This is a genomic window from Proluteimonas luteida (assembly GCF_021191695.1).
GTDB lineage: Bacteria > Pseudomonadota > Gammaproteobacteria > Xanthomonadales > Xanthomonadaceae > Luteimonas > Luteimonas luteida.
This window is the reverse complement of record NZ_JAIWPT010000013.1, coordinates 23,015-36,204: the sequence shown is the minus strand read 5'-3', so window position 1 is coordinate 36,204 and position 13,190 is coordinate 23,015. Positions and strand designations below refer to the sequence as shown.

The following is a 13,190-nucleotide window of genomic DNA, read 5'->3' as shown; positions in this document are numbered from 1 at the left end:
CGTAGCGAGGGACCTGTTTCATCGTTGGCGAGGTGTCGTGGGCGTTGCCTCGATCCCTGCGATCGAGGATTCCCGGGAGTCGCAGAAGAACCGGAAATCTGTCGACGTGATCCGTGGGTACCACGGCAAGAAAACCGTGCGGAGAAGAGCCGGAAAACGTTCTACCGCCGGGTCGCCAGCACCCCGTCCAGCGCCGGCCGTGCCTGGAAGCCGGCCTTCTGCAGCCGCGCCTGCACCTCACGCGGCACGTTGCGGCCGCTGGTCAGCCGGTTGGGGCTGCCGGTGTAGTGGAACAGGCGGCCGCCGCGGCGCAGCACGCGCGCCAGTTGGTCGTAGAACTGCTGCGAATACAGCTCGCCGGCAATGCCGAAGCGTGGCGGGTCGTGCAGGATCGCGTCGACCGAGGCGTCGTCGATTCGCGTAATGGCCTCCGAGATGTCGGCATGCACCAGTTGCAGGCGGCCGCCGACGGCGTCGTCGTCGGGATCCGGCGACCACGGATTGAGCGTGCGCAGCCACAGCACGTCGGCGTTCTTCTCGAACGAGTGGATGCGCGCCACACCGGCCTCCAGGCAGCACGCGGCGAAATAGCCCAGGCCACCGCAGGTATCGAGCACGGTCCTGCCATGTGGTGCCACCAGTGCGACCTTGCGGCGGGCGTCCTCGAACGGCGACAGCTGCGCGGTCGGCAGCATCTTGATGCCGTCGATCTCGAACGTCGGCGCGCCCCAGTCGGTCGGCACCAGCTTGATCAGTGCACCTGAGAAGCGCGACACCGGCGCGAAGTCCCCGCCGTCCCAGTGGTAGACCGTGCGTGGCCTGAGCTTGCGCGGATAGGGATAGTCGCGGCCGCGCCAGTGCCAGCTGTCGGCGCCAAGCCGGGCGCTGGTGACCGATCGGTCGAGGTCGAACGAGCCCCGCCATTCCCCTGCGCCGGCCTTGCAGGCGGCATGCAGGGCGTCGGCGATGGGCAGGGTCAGCAGGGGGCCGGGGTCAGCGCGCATGTCGGGTCGTATTGTCCTGCATCGCGCCGGGCGGGCTGCGGGGTCAGCCGAGCTTGAACTCCACCGGCACGCGGGCCAGCGCCACCCCCGGCCGCGCGGGGTCGACGTTGCGATGGAAGCGCCAGTTGCGCGCGGCCCTGATCGCGGCCTGGTCGAGCAGCTCGTGGCCGCTGCTGGTGTCGACCAGGATCGCCGCCGGCTGGCCGTCGTCGTCGACCAGCATCATCAGCACGACCCGTCCCTCGATGCCGGCGCGATACGCCGCGGGCGGATAGCTCGGCGGATGCATGTTGCGCGAGCTGACGTCGATGGCTGCATCGGCATGCGCGCTGGGCGAGCTGTCGCGGGCGGGACAGCCGGCACCGGCGGCCGGCGGCGCCAGCAGCAGCGTGAATCCGTACAGGACGGTGTCGGGCTTGTCGATCTGGCGGATCTCCCCGGGCGTCGCGATCGCCTTGCAGTGCGAGGTCGCCATTGCGGCCAGGGCCTGCTGCTGCCTGTCGGCGGTGTCATGCGCTGGCGCGAGGCCGGTGATGCGGCATCCGGCGGCATCCTGCGAGATGTCCAGGGACTGCATGCGCGCATCGGTGATCGTATCCGCCGATACCAGCAGGCGGCAGCCTTCGCGGCGGGTGCTTTCCTGCGGCGTGGAGGTGCAGCCCGCAAGCAGCAGGGCGAGACAAGCAGCGGCGAGACAAACCGTGGATCGACGCATGGATCTTCCTGTCGTGACGAAAGCCCGGGCCGGGCGGCGCGACAGCGTAAGCGCAGCACGCGGCGTCGGGAAGATGCAGGCACTTCCGCGCGCACCGGATTCCAGCATCATTCCGGGCCGTCCGCCTACTGGGGCCGTCCCGGATCGACCCGTCCGGAGCGGGTCGCTAGAATCGCCTGCGTCGTCATCCCGGCGACGCATCATGCAAGGGAAAGCCATGCAGTCACAGGCTTGGGGAACGGGCGCCGCGCTGGCGCTGGCACTGGCGGTCGCCGGAACGGCAGCGGCCGACGACAAGCAGACGCGCGAAGTGGCGTCGCAGGACGGCTCGTATACCGGCGAGATCGTCGGCACGCCGGCCGAGGGCAGCAAGTTTGCGCAGTTGCAGATCGGCATGAGCATGCAGGACGTGCAGGAGATCCTGGACCGCACGCCGGACCGCTTCCACAGCTACGAATCGGGCAAGCGCTGGATTCCGTTCTATTTCGGCAACGACGCCACCCGACTGCAGGCGCTGTTCCGCGGCGAGGGTTGCCTGATCTTCACCGGCGGCAACGTCTGGGGCGGCGGCGGCAGCGAACTGATCCGGATCGAGGTCGATCCGTCGGGCGACTGCTACCAGCCGTGACCGGAGGCGCGGCCGTGTGTTGAGGTCGCGCGCACGGCCGCGCTGCTAGCGTGGTACGCCGGCCCGACACGAGGACCTGGCGATGACGCAGTCCCCGCAGTTCCGACACGCCACGCCCGCCGATACATCCGTCGCCGTCGATGCGTTCATGGCGACGCTCGACCATCCGCATGCCGACGCGGTGCAGTGCCTGCGCGCACTGGTGCTCGGCATCGACCCGACGGTGGCCGAAGGCGTGAAGTGGAACGCGCCGAGCTGGCGCACCCACGAGTATTTCGCCACCACCCACTTGCGCGCGAAGTCCGGCATCGGTCTGATCCTGCATCTGGGCGCGAAGGCGCGCGCATTGCCCGAAGGCGGCTTGGCGATCGACGATCCCGAAGGCCTGCTGACCTGGCTGGGCAAGGACCGGGCCTCGGTGGCGTTCGCCGATGCCGCCGCGGTCGACGCGCGCGCGCCGGCGCTGCAGGCCGTGCTGCGGCAGTGGATCGCCCACGTCTGAACGGACGCCCGCCCTACTGCACGCGCGGACGGTCCAGGCCGGCCAGCTTGTCCGGATTGCGCATGATGAACAGGTCGCCGACCTGCCCGTCGGCATCCCAGCCGAACACGATCGTGGCGACGACGCTGGCGGTGTCGCCGTCGCGCAGCACAAAGCCCGGCTGGCCGTTGAGCGTGGTTTCCTCCAGCACGTGCGGCGACCACCACACGTGCAGGCCGGCCTCGATGAAGCGGCGCACTTCGGCCAGGCCGCGCATGACCCGGCGTGCGGCGACGACCTTGCCGCCGCCGTCCGCGGACAGCCGCACGTCGGCCGCCAGCAGGCCGGTCAGCGTGGCGGTCGATCCGGTCGCGATCGCCTCGCGGAAGGCATCGAGCAGTTGCCGCTGGCGCGCCGGCGGCGTCGCGTGGCGCACGCGCGCCGCCGCGAGGTGGGCGCGTGCGCGCGACACCAGCTGGCGGCACGCGGGTGCCTGCAGGTCCAGCGCGGTCGCGACCTCGGCATACGGGCGGTCGAAGATCTCGTGCAGCAGGTACGCCGCGCGCTCCTTCGGCGTGAGCCGCTGCAGCGCGAGCAGGAACGCGGTGGTCAGCGACGACGCCAGCGCGGCCGCCTGCGCCGGCTCGTCCCCAGGCGCGGTCGGCACCGGTTCCGGCAGCCAGGTGCCGACATAGTCGACGCGCGCGCGGTCGGCGGCCTGCAGCAGGTCGAGGCAGCGCCGGGTGCACACGGCCGTCAGCCAGGCCTCGGCGTTGGCGATGCCGGCGGCGTCGCTGGCCTGCCAGCGCAGGAAGGTGTCCTGCACCGCATCCTCGGCGTCGGCGCGCGAGCCGAGCAGGCGGTAGGCGAGGCCCAGCAGCATCGGCCGGGCGGTCTGGAAACGGGCGGTGGCGTCGGGCATCTCGGGGGCATGCATGTCGGCAGCGGGCATGGCGCGGTCAGTGGTCGGCGACCATGATGCGGTTCCAGAGGTTGATCATCGCGATGTCGGCCGTCAACGCGGCGATCTCCGCGTCGCCGAAGTGCAGGCGCAGCCGGGTGCGCAGCGGCGCCAGGTCGGTGCCGGGATCGAGCCGGGTCAGGGCCTCGGTCCAGGCCAGCGCGGCCTTTTCGGCGCTGCTGAACACATCGACGTGGCGCCAGACGACGAGCTGGTCCAGCCGCGCCTGCTGCTCGCCGTCCTCGCGCGCCTCGCGCAGGTGCATGTTGACGCAGTAGCTGCACTGGTTGATCTGCGAGGCGCGCAGGTGGACCAGGTGGTGCAGGCGGTGGTCGCCGGCGGCGGTGGCGACTGCCGCCTGCGCGCCCGTCAGCGCCCGGGTGACGTCCGGCAGGCGCTGGTGGACCTGGATGGCATCGGTGGAACGGGACATGTCGGCCTCCTCGAGGCATGGGGTTGCCGGTCCGACGATCCAGCGCCCCGTTTCGTGACACGGTCGTGCCGCGCCTGCACCGGCGAGACCTTCCGGCGACCCGCCCCGGCTTGAAATCCGCGCCGTGGCGCGCATATCGACGGCATCCCTCACGCCAGCGCGTCCCACGGCGCGCGCATCACGCAACCGGACCGGAACACCCCGATGACCACAGCCACCGAAACCACCGAGACCCGCAAGTTCGAAGCCGAAGTCGCCCAGGTGCTGCACCTGGTCACCCACTCGCTGTACTCGCACAAGGAGATCTTCCTGCGCGAGCTGATCTCCAACGCCTCCGACGCCTGCGACAAGCTGCGCTTCGAGTCGATCGCCGACCCCGGGTTGCTGGCCGGCGACGGCGACCTGCACATCGACGTGTCGGTCGACAAGGACGCGCGCACGATCACCATCCGCGACACCGGCATCGGCATGTCGCGCGACGAGGTGGTCGCCAACATCGGCACCATCGCCAGCTCCGGCACCCGGCGCTTCCTGGAGGCGATGAGCGACGGGCAGAAGGCCGATGCGCGGCTGATCGGCCAGTTCGGCGTGGGGTTCTATTCGGCCTTCGTGGTCGCCGACCGGGTGACGGTGCTGACCCGCCGCGCCGGCGCGGCCGCGGCCGACGGCGTGAAGTGGGAGAGCGACGGCCGCGGCGAGTACCTGCTGGAGACGGTCGAGCTGCCCGAGCGCGGTACCACGGTGATCCTGCACCTCAAGCCTGACGAGGACGAGTTCCTCGCCGACTGGAAGCTGCGCTCGCTGATCAGCAAGTATTCCGACCATGTCGCGTTCCCGATCCGCATGCACAAGAGCGCGGCAGCGCCGGACGGCGACGAGGCCGCGCCGGCGGCGCCGGAATGGGAGGCGGTCAACGATGCCTCGGCACTGTGGACCCGGCCCAAGTCCGAGATCAGCGACGAGGAATACCAGAGCTTCTACAAGGCCCTGGGCCACGATTTCAACGACGCCGCGGCCTGGACCCACAACCGCGTCGAGGGCAGCCAGAGCTTCACCACGCTGCTGTACCTGCCGGAGAAGCCGCCGTTCGACCTGATGATGGGCGGCCGCGACGAGCGCAAGGGCCTGAAGCTGTACATCAAGCGCGTGTTCGTCATGGACGCGGCCGAGGAGCTGCTGCCCAACTACCTGCGCTTCGTGCGCGGCGTGGTCGATGCCGACGACCTGCCGCTGAACGTCAGCCGCGAGCTGCTGCAGCACAACCGCCAGCTCGATCGCATCAAGGGCGCCTGCGTCAAGCGCGTGCTCGACCTGATCGAGAAGTTGGCCAGGGACGAACCGGAGAAGTTCGCCGCGTTCTACAAGGCGTTCGGCAATACGCTCAAGGAGGGCATCGGAGAGGATCCCGGCAACCGCGAGCGTATCGCGAAACTGCTGCGCTTCGCCTCCACGCGCGGTACGTCGACAGCCGGCGACGCCGCCGCGCAGACCGTGTCGCTGGACGACTACATCGGCCGCATGGCCGTCGGCCAGGACACCATCTGGTACATCACCGCCGACAGCTATGCGGCGGCCAACGGCAGCCCGCAGCTCGAGGCGTTCCGCGCCAAGGACATCGAAGTGCTGCTGATGTACGACCGCATCGACGAATGGATGCTCGGTAGCCTGCACGAGTACGAAGGCAAGTCGCTGAAGAACGTGGCCAAGGGCGAGCTGCCGCTCGATGCCGCCGACAAGGCCAGGCAGGAAGAGGCGGCCAAGGCGGCGGCGCCGCTGGTGACCCGGCTCAAGGACCTGCTGGGCGAGCGCGTGGCCGACGTGCGCGTGTCCGCGCGCCTGACCGACTCGCCGTCGTGCCTGGCGCTCAGCGACTACGAACTGGCACCGCACCTCGCGCGGCTGCTGCGCGAGGCCGGCCAGGACGTGCCCGACAGCAAGCCGACGCTGGAGATCAACCCGGCGCATCCGCTGCTGCAGCGGGTCGAGGCCGAGACCGACGAGGTCCGCGCGCTGGACCTGGCCAGCCTGCTGCTGGAAGAGGCCGAGATCGCCGCCGGCGCGCCGCTGGCCGATCCCGCGGCGTTCGTGCAGCGGGTGAACCGGGTGCTGCTGGGATAGTCGCCGCGTCGGGCGGGTCCCGAGGCGTGATGGCGGATCGGGCCCCGTCCGACGCGACCGCGACGGCGAATTGACGAACCTGCAGCCGCGCGGGATGCTCGCCGCATGGCAGGCAGCGTCGCGCGGACAGGCAGGGAAGGCAGCAATGGGTGAGGCCATGGCGGGCTGCGACCGGGCGATGCGCGCGTGCAAGGCGCTGCAGGCCACGCCGCGGCGAGGCCGGGCGGCACCCGCGATCGCGCCGGCGCGTACCGGGACAGCGACGTGATCGACAGCCGTCCGATCCACGGCACGTCGGCGCCCGATGCGATCTGGGTGGACCTGTGCCAGCCGGAGGCGGCGGACCTGGCCGAGGCCTCGCGGCTGGTCGGGTTCGAGATCCCCGGCAAGGCCAGGATCAGCGAGATCGAGTTCACCAGCCGCGTGCGCCGGGTCGGCGACACCCTGTTCCTCAACCTGCCGCGCTACCAGGAAGGTGGCGGCGGAGTGGCGCCGCTGGGGTTCGCCATCTCGCCCAATGCGCTGGTCACCCAGCGCGAACAGGCGTTGACCTCGCTGGAAACCATCGCCAACGACCTCGACCGGCACGGCTGCGACGGCCCGGTGGACCTGTTCCTGCGCATCATCGAGCACATCGTCGACCGCATCGCCGACCGGCTGGAAGCGCTGGAGGCGCAGGTCAGCGAGACCACCCGCCACGTGTTCGACGACCGCCGGCGCAAGCGTGGCGAGCTCAACCGCGCGCTGCTGCACGTCGGCGGTCTCGGGCGCCGGCTCGGTGCGATCCACAACAACCTGCTGGGCCTGCTGCGGATCGTGAACTTCCTGGGCGAGGCCACGCCGCCGTGGTTCGGCGACGACGGCGCGCAGCGGCTGAAGCTGATCCACAAGGACCTGGCATCGCTGGGCGAGTTCGAGCAGCAGCTCGGCGATCGCGTCGAGTTCCTGCTCGACGGCACGCTGGGGCTGATCACCGTCGACCAGAACGAGGTGATGAAGGTGATGGCGGTCGCCTCGGTGGTCGGCGTCCCGCCGACGGTGCTGGTCGGCATCTGGGGCATGAACTACGCCTTCATGCCGGAATTGACGTGGCGGCCGGGCTACTTCGTGGCGCTGGCGGTGATCGGCGTGAGCATCGCCGTGCCGCTGCTGTGGTTCCGCCGCAAGGGCTGGGTGTGAGAGGCGGAGCGTAGTTCGGCGGCGGCGACGTTCTCGCTACGGCGTTCGATTCAGCTCCCAACCTCCGATCCGACGAACGGAGCTCGCGCCGCGCCGTCGTCGCGGTAGAACGGGGACATCTTCCAGGGAGCACGCACCATGGCGACGAAGAAGACGATCGAGCAGGCGAAGCGCGACAAGCGCGAGGGCAAGTCGGCCAGCACCCAGGCCGGCGAATTCGTGAAGGCGGAGATCGACGCGATCAAGGCCGGCAGGACCGGCGCGAAATCGGTCAAGCAGGCGATCGCCATCGGCCTGTCGGAGGCGCGCCGCGCGGGGATCGACCTGCCGCCGCCGAAGAAGGCGCCGGCGGCGGTCCGCGCCAAGGCCGAACGCGACCTGGAGATCGGCGAGGAAGGCGCGGCGCACAAGGTCTCGGCCACGCGCGCGAAGGCCGCCAGCCAGGCCCGCAAGCGCGAGGGCGGCGCCGCGATCACGGAAACCGCCCTGTCGCAGCAGGCCAGGCAGGCGGCCGCGAAACGCACCCCCGCGGAGCGCTCGGCCGCAGCGAAGAAAGCGGCGAAGACCAAGGGGCCGGCCGAGCGTTCGGCGGCGGCGAAGAAGGCGGCCAGGACGCGCGCGGCCAAGGCCGCCAAGGCGTGACGGTCGCGCTGCGTTGTCCCCGCGAGCCTGGATCGTAGGTCGGGGCAACGCCCCCGACGCCGGGCTTCCGGGCAGGCAGCTTCGCGGGCCCACGACACCGCGTGAGTCCGGACGCCGCGCACGTCGGCCGCGTGGGGCCGACCTACGTAAGGCCGGTTCGCCGCGACACCTCGTCTCGTGTGCAGGCGGCATCTCCGATGCCGCGCCCGGGCGCAGCTGCGGTCAGCGCTGCCCCAGCGCCTCGCGCAGCGGCAGGGTTTGCGGCCAGCCGCCGGCCAGCGCCCGGTACAGCGCGACCGCGCCGGTCGCGCTGCGGGTGCGGCCGTCGGCGAACGCGTCCTGGGCCTGCAGTCGCGTGCGTTCGGCATCGAGCACGTCGAGCAGGCCGGTGGCGCCGGCGTCGAAGCGCAGCCGCGCGAGCTGCGCGGCGCGCGCGCTGTCGATCGCCGCCTGTTCCAGTTGCGCGTCCTCCTCGCGGGCGCGGGCATAGCCGACGAGCGCGTTCTCGGTGTCCTCCAGCGCCAGCAGCACGGTCTGCTGGTAGCGCGCGAGTTCGCCCTCGGCGTCGGCATGGCTGGCGGCGATCCGTGCGCGCACCCGGCCGACGTCGAGGAACGACCAGTCGATGCCGAGCGCGACGACCCGAGTCTCGCTGTCGCGCTCCAGCAGCGCGCTGCTGTCGACCGCCTGGCTGCCGAGCAGGCCGCCGAGGGTGAAGCGCGGGAACAGGTCGGCAGTGGCGACGCCGATGCGCGCGGTCGCCGCGTGCAGGCGCTGTTCGGCCGCGGCGACATCGGGACGCCGGCGCAGCAGCGTGCCCGGCGTGCCGGGGTCGATCCTTGCCGGGATCGCCGGCAGCGCACGCGGCGGCGACAGTTCGGCGTGCAGCGCGTCGGGCGTGCGCCCGGTCAGTACCGCGAGGCGATGCATCGTCGTCGCGATCCGCGCCTGCAGGGCCGGGATCCGGGCCGTGGTCGACGCGACCTGGGCGCGTGCGCGTGCGGTATCGAAGGCACTGTCCTGGCCGGCCGCGGCGCGCGCCTCGACCAGGCGCAGGGTGTCGCGCTGGTTGCCGGCATTGTCCTCGGCCACGCGCAGCCGTTCCTGCAGGCCGCGCAGCTCCAGATAGCCGGCGGCGACCTCGCCGACGATCGCGACCTGCGCCGCGCGCAGGTCGTCGGCACTGGCGGCGGCACCCGCGCGACCGGCCTCGATGCCGCGCCGGACCCGGCCGAACAGGTCGAGTTCCCAACTGGCGCCGAGCGCCGCGCTGAAGCTGTCGCCGTCGCGGTCCGCGCGCGACACGCCGGGTTGCTGGCCGGCGCTGGCACGCGCGCTGCGCGCCTCGCCGCTGGCGGTCAGCGTTGGCAGCGCGTCCAGCCGCGATTCGCGCAGCAGCGCACGGGCGCGGTCGTGGCGCGACAGCGCGATGCGCAGGTCGTGGTTGGCCGCCAGCGCGGTTTCGACCAGCGCGGTCAGCTGCGGATCGTCGAAGTGCCGCCAGAACGCATCGTCGCCGATGGACGCCTGCGCGGGGCCGATGGCGGATGCGCCGGCGGCGCCGGGATCGGCGGCCGCTTCGCCGGCAAACGCATCGGGCAGCGCCATCGTCGGCCGCACATGGTCCGGGCCGACGGCGCAGGCCGACAGCAATGCCGCCGCGAGCGCGGTAATCGTGGCCAGCCGGATCCCCATGGCAGCCTCCTGTCGGCGGCCAGGCGTTGCGTCGATGGTCGCGGCGATGCGGGGTGTCGGGGCCGTCATGCGGATCTCCTCAGGAACGTGTCGGGGCCGCCGTCGCGGCAATGGCAATGCGGCGGTCACGATTCCACCGCCGGTTGCGCCGCGGGCGCCTTGTGCGACACCAGCGGGCGGTTCGCCAGCTTGCGCAGGGCGACGTAGAACACCGGGGTCAGGAACAGGCCGAACAGGGTCACGCCGACCATGCCGGCGAACACCGTCACGCCGGTCGCCGCGCGCACCTCGCTGCCGGCGCCGGAGGACAGCATCAGCGGCACCACGCCGGCGCAGAACGCGATCGAGGTCATGACGATCGGGCGCAGGCGCAGGCGGCAGGCTTCCAGCGCGGCCTCGACGATGCTGCGGCCCTGCTGCTCGAGTTCGCGGGCGAACTCGACGATCAGGATCGCGTTCTTGCACGCAAGCCCCATCAGCACCACCAGGCCGACCTGCACGAACACGTTGTTGTCGCCGCCGCTCAGCCACACGCCGAACATCGCCGACAGCAGGCACATCGGCACGATCAGGATCACCGCCAGCGGCAGCGTCCAGCTCTCGTACAGCGCGGCCAGCACCAGGAACGCCAGCAGCACCGCCAGCGGGAACACGATCAGCGCGGCATTGCCCTGATTGGCCTGCTGGAAGCTGAGGTCGGTCCACTCGATCTGCATGCCCTGCGGCAGCACCTCGTCCGCCAGCCGGCCCAGCGTCTGCATCGCCTGCGCCGATGACAGCAGGCGCGGATCGGATTCGCCGGCCAGGTCCGCGGCCGGGTAGCCGTTGTAGCGCAGCACCGGGTCCGGCCCGTAGGTCTGGCGGATGTCGACCACCGAGCCGATCGGCACCATCTCCCCGCGGTCGTTGCGGGTGCGCAGGCGGGCGATGTCCTCGACGTCGCCGCGGAAGCGGCCGTCGGCCTGCGCGATCACCTGCCAGGTGCGGCCGAACTGGTTGAAGTCGTTGACGTAGGCCGAGCCGAGATAGGTCTGCAGGGTGTCGAACAGCCCGGTCAGCGGCACGCCCTGGGCCTTGGCCTTGTCGCGGTCGACCACCGCGTCGAGCTGCGGCACGTTGGCCTGGTAGCTGCTGATCGGATAGCCCATGCCCGGGGTCTGCACGATCGCCCCGGACAGGCCGTTGACCGCGTCCTGCAGCGCGCCGTAGCCGAGCCCGCCGCGGTCCTGCACGAACAGCTGGTAGCCCGAGCCGTTGCCGAGGCCGAGGATCGGCGGCGGCATGAACGAGAACGCCATGCCTTCCTGCAGCGCGCCGATCTTCTGGTTGAGCTCGGCATTGATCGCCTCGGCGCTGCGGCTGCGCTCGCCCATGGGTTCGAGCGGCAGGAACACGATGCCGGTGTTGGGCGAGTTGGTGAACAGGATGTTGAGGCCGGGGAAGGCGATCGAGTGGGCGACGCCGTCGGTCTCCATCGCGATGTCGCTGACCTTGCGCAGCATCGCGTCGGTGCGCGCGATCGAGGCGCCCTCCGGCAGCTTCACGCCGGCCATCAGGTACAGCTTGTCCTGCACCGGGATGAAGCCCGGCGGCACCAGTTTGAACATCGTGCCGGTGGCCAGCAGCAGGCCGGCGTAGACCAGGAACACCAGTCCGCGGCGGCCGAGGATGCGGCCGATGGTGCCGTGGTAGCGGTCCGAGCTGCGGCCGAAGAACCGGTTGAACGGCCGGAAGGCCCAGCCGAAGGCGCGGTCGATGCCGCGCGAGAGCGCATCCTTCGGCGCGTCGTGCGGGCGCAGCAGGATTGCCGCCAGCGCCGGCGACAGGGTCAGCGAGTTCAGGCCCGAGATCGCGACCGAGATCGCGATGGCGACCGCGAACTGCTTGTAGAACTCGCCGGTCACGCCGTCGAGGAAGGCCATCGGCACGAACACCGCGCACAGCACCAGGGTGATCGCGACGATCGGCCCGGAGACCTCCTGCATCGCCAGGTGCGCCGCCTGCAGCGGCGCGGCGCCCGCCTCGATGTGGCGCTCGACGTTCTCCACCACCACGATCGCGTCGTCTACGACGATCCCGATCGCCAGCACCAGGCCGAACAGGGTCAGGGTGTTGATCGAGAAGCCGAGCAGGTGCAGCACCGCGAAGGTGCCGACGATCGACACTGGCACCGCCAGCAGCGGGATGATCGACGCGCGCCAGGTCTGCAGGAACAGGATCACCACCAGCACCACCAGCAGCACCGCCTCGAGCAGCGTGGTGACCACCGACTTGATCGAGTCGCGCACGAAGATCGTGGTGTCGTAGACGGCCTGGTATTCCACGCCTTCCGGGAAGCGCGTGGACAGCTCGTCCATCGTCGCGATGACCTCGTCGCGGATCTGCAGCGCGTTGGCGCCCGGCGCCTGGAAGATGCCGATGCCGACCGCCTCCTTGCCGTCGAGCTGCGAGCGCAGGGTGTAGTCGGCCGCGCCCAGCTCCAGCCGGGCGACGTCGCCCAGGCGCACGATCTCGCCGTCGGCGCCGCGCTTGATGACGATGTCGCCGAATTCCTCGATCGTGCGCAGCCGGCCCTGGGCGTTGATCAGGGTCAGGAAGTCGCTGTCGGGGATCGGCTCGGCGCCGAGCTGGCCGGCGGAGACCTGCACGTTCTGCTCGCGCATCGCCGCGACCACGTCGCCGGCGGTCAGGTCGAGCGAGGCGATCCGGTCCGGGTCCAGCCACGCGCGCATCGCGTAGTCGCCGCCGCCGAACACCTGCGCGTCGCCGACGCCCTGGATGCGCGCCAGTGCGTCCTTGACGTGCAGCCGCGCGTGGTTGCGCAGGTACAGGGTGTCGTAGCGGCCGTCGGGCGCGGTCAGGTGCACCACCATCAGGAACGTCGGCGACTGCTTCTGCACGGTTACGCCCTGCCGGCGCACGTCCTCGGGCAGCCTGGCCTGCGCCTGCGCCACGCGGTTCTGCACCTTGACCGCGGCGTCGTCGGGGTCGGTGCCGGGGCGGAAGGTGACGGTCATCTGCAGCACGCCGTCGGAGCCGGCGATCGAGCGCATGTACATCATGTCCTCGACCCCGTTGACCGCTTCCTCCAGCGGCGTGGCCACGGTCTCGGCGATCACCTGCGGGTTGGCGCCGGGATACGCGGTGCGCACCACCACCGACGGCGGCACCACCTCCGGGTATTCGCTGATCGGCAGGCCGGGGATCGCGATCAGGCCGCCGACGAAGATGATGATCGACAGCACCGCGGCGAAGATCGGCCGGTCGATGAAGAAACGGGAAAAGTCCACGGGAAAGTCCTTGGGCGGCGCGGGGCCGCTCGGAGAAGAAATCA

The 13,190-nt window shown here is 70.9% G+C and carries 11 protein-coding genes; 5 read left to right on the top strand and 6 right to left on the bottom strand.

Annotation, left to right across the window (positions count from 1 at the left end):
- Positions 1-161 precede the first annotated feature (161 nt).
- Positions 162-1,004, bottom strand: coding sequence for a class I SAM-dependent methyltransferase (locus LDO26_RS12420; RefSeq protein WP_232131411.1), 843 nt, complete (start codon positions 1,002-1,004; stop codon positions 162-164).
- Between the two features lie 43 nt (positions 1,005-1,047).
- Positions 1,048-1,719: an energy transducer TonB gene (locus LDO26_RS12415; protein WP_232131410.1), complete on the bottom strand. Its 672-nt coding sequence runs from the start codon at positions 1,717-1,719 to the stop codon at positions 1,048-1,050.
- Between the two features lie 217 nt (positions 1,720-1,936).
- Here LDO26_RS12415 and LDO26_RS12410 point away from each other — a divergent pair, with 217 nt between their 5' ends.
- Positions 1,937-2,347, top strand: a complete 411-nt coding sequence (locus LDO26_RS12410) for a hypothetical protein (protein WP_232131409.1) — start codon at positions 1,937-1,939, stop codon at positions 2,345-2,347.
- Between the two features lie 82 nt (positions 2,348-2,429).
- Complete coding sequence (locus tag LDO26_RS12405) at positions 2,430-2,849, top strand: DUF1801 domain-containing protein (protein ID WP_232131408.1); 420 nt, start codon at positions 2,430-2,432, stop codon at positions 2,847-2,849.
- Between the two features lie 13 nt (positions 2,850-2,862).
- Here the strand turns inward: LDO26_RS12405 and sigJ are convergent, their stop codons facing one another.
- Together sigJ and LDO26_RS12395 are read right to left on the bottom strand one after the other, a co-directional pair.
- Positions 2,863-3,780, bottom strand: coding sequence for an RNA polymerase sigma factor SigJ (gene sigJ, locus LDO26_RS12400; protein WP_232131407.1), 918 nt, complete (start codon positions 3,778-3,780; stop codon positions 2,863-2,865).
- A 7-nt stretch (positions 3,781-3,787) separates the two neighbouring features.
- Positions 3,788-4,222, bottom strand: coding sequence for a carboxymuconolactone decarboxylase family protein (locus LDO26_RS12395; RefSeq protein ID WP_232131406.1), 435 nt, complete (start codon positions 4,220-4,222; stop codon positions 3,788-3,790).
- Positions 4,223-4,426: 204 nt separating this feature from the next.
- On the opposite strand from LDO26_RS12395, the gene htpG reads away from it, so the two are divergent.
- The 3 genes from htpG to LDO26_RS12380 all read left to right on the top strand — a co-directional run bounded on the left by htpG (position 4,427) and on the right by LDO26_RS12380 (position 8,161).
- Positions 4,427-6,340, top strand: coding sequence for a molecular chaperone HtpG (htpG, locus tag LDO26_RS12390; protein ID WP_232131405.1), 1,914 nt, complete (start codon positions 4,427-4,429; stop codon positions 6,338-6,340).
- Between the two features lie 264 nt (positions 6,341-6,604).
- Positions 6,605-7,519, top strand: a complete 915-nt coding sequence (locus LDO26_RS12385) for a CorA family divalent cation transporter (RefSeq protein ID WP_232131404.1) — start codon at positions 6,605-6,607, stop codon at positions 7,517-7,519.
- A 138-nt stretch (positions 7,520-7,657) separates the two neighbouring features.
- Positions 7,658-8,161, top strand: coding sequence for a DUF6496 domain-containing protein (locus LDO26_RS12380; RefSeq protein ID WP_232131403.1), 504 nt, complete (start codon positions 7,658-7,660; stop codon positions 8,159-8,161).
- A gap of 222 nt (positions 8,162-8,383) precedes the next feature.
- On the opposite strand, the gene LDO26_RS12375 is transcribed toward LDO26_RS12380, so the two are convergent.
- Both LDO26_RS12375 and LDO26_RS12370 read right to left on the bottom strand, forming a co-directional pair.
- A complete protein-coding gene (locus LDO26_RS12375) occupies positions 8,384-9,856 on the bottom strand; it encodes an efflux transporter outer membrane subunit (RefSeq protein ID WP_232131402.1) in 1,473 nt (490 codons plus the stop codon).
- A gap of 125 nt (positions 9,857-9,981) precedes the next feature.
- Positions 9,982-13,146 (bottom strand): efflux RND transporter permease subunit, encoded by a 3,165-nt coding sequence (locus LDO26_RS12370; RefSeq protein WP_232131401.1) that lies wholly within the window; start codon positions 13,144-13,146, stop codon positions 9,982-9,984.
- Positions 13,147-13,190 lie beyond the last annotated feature (44 nt).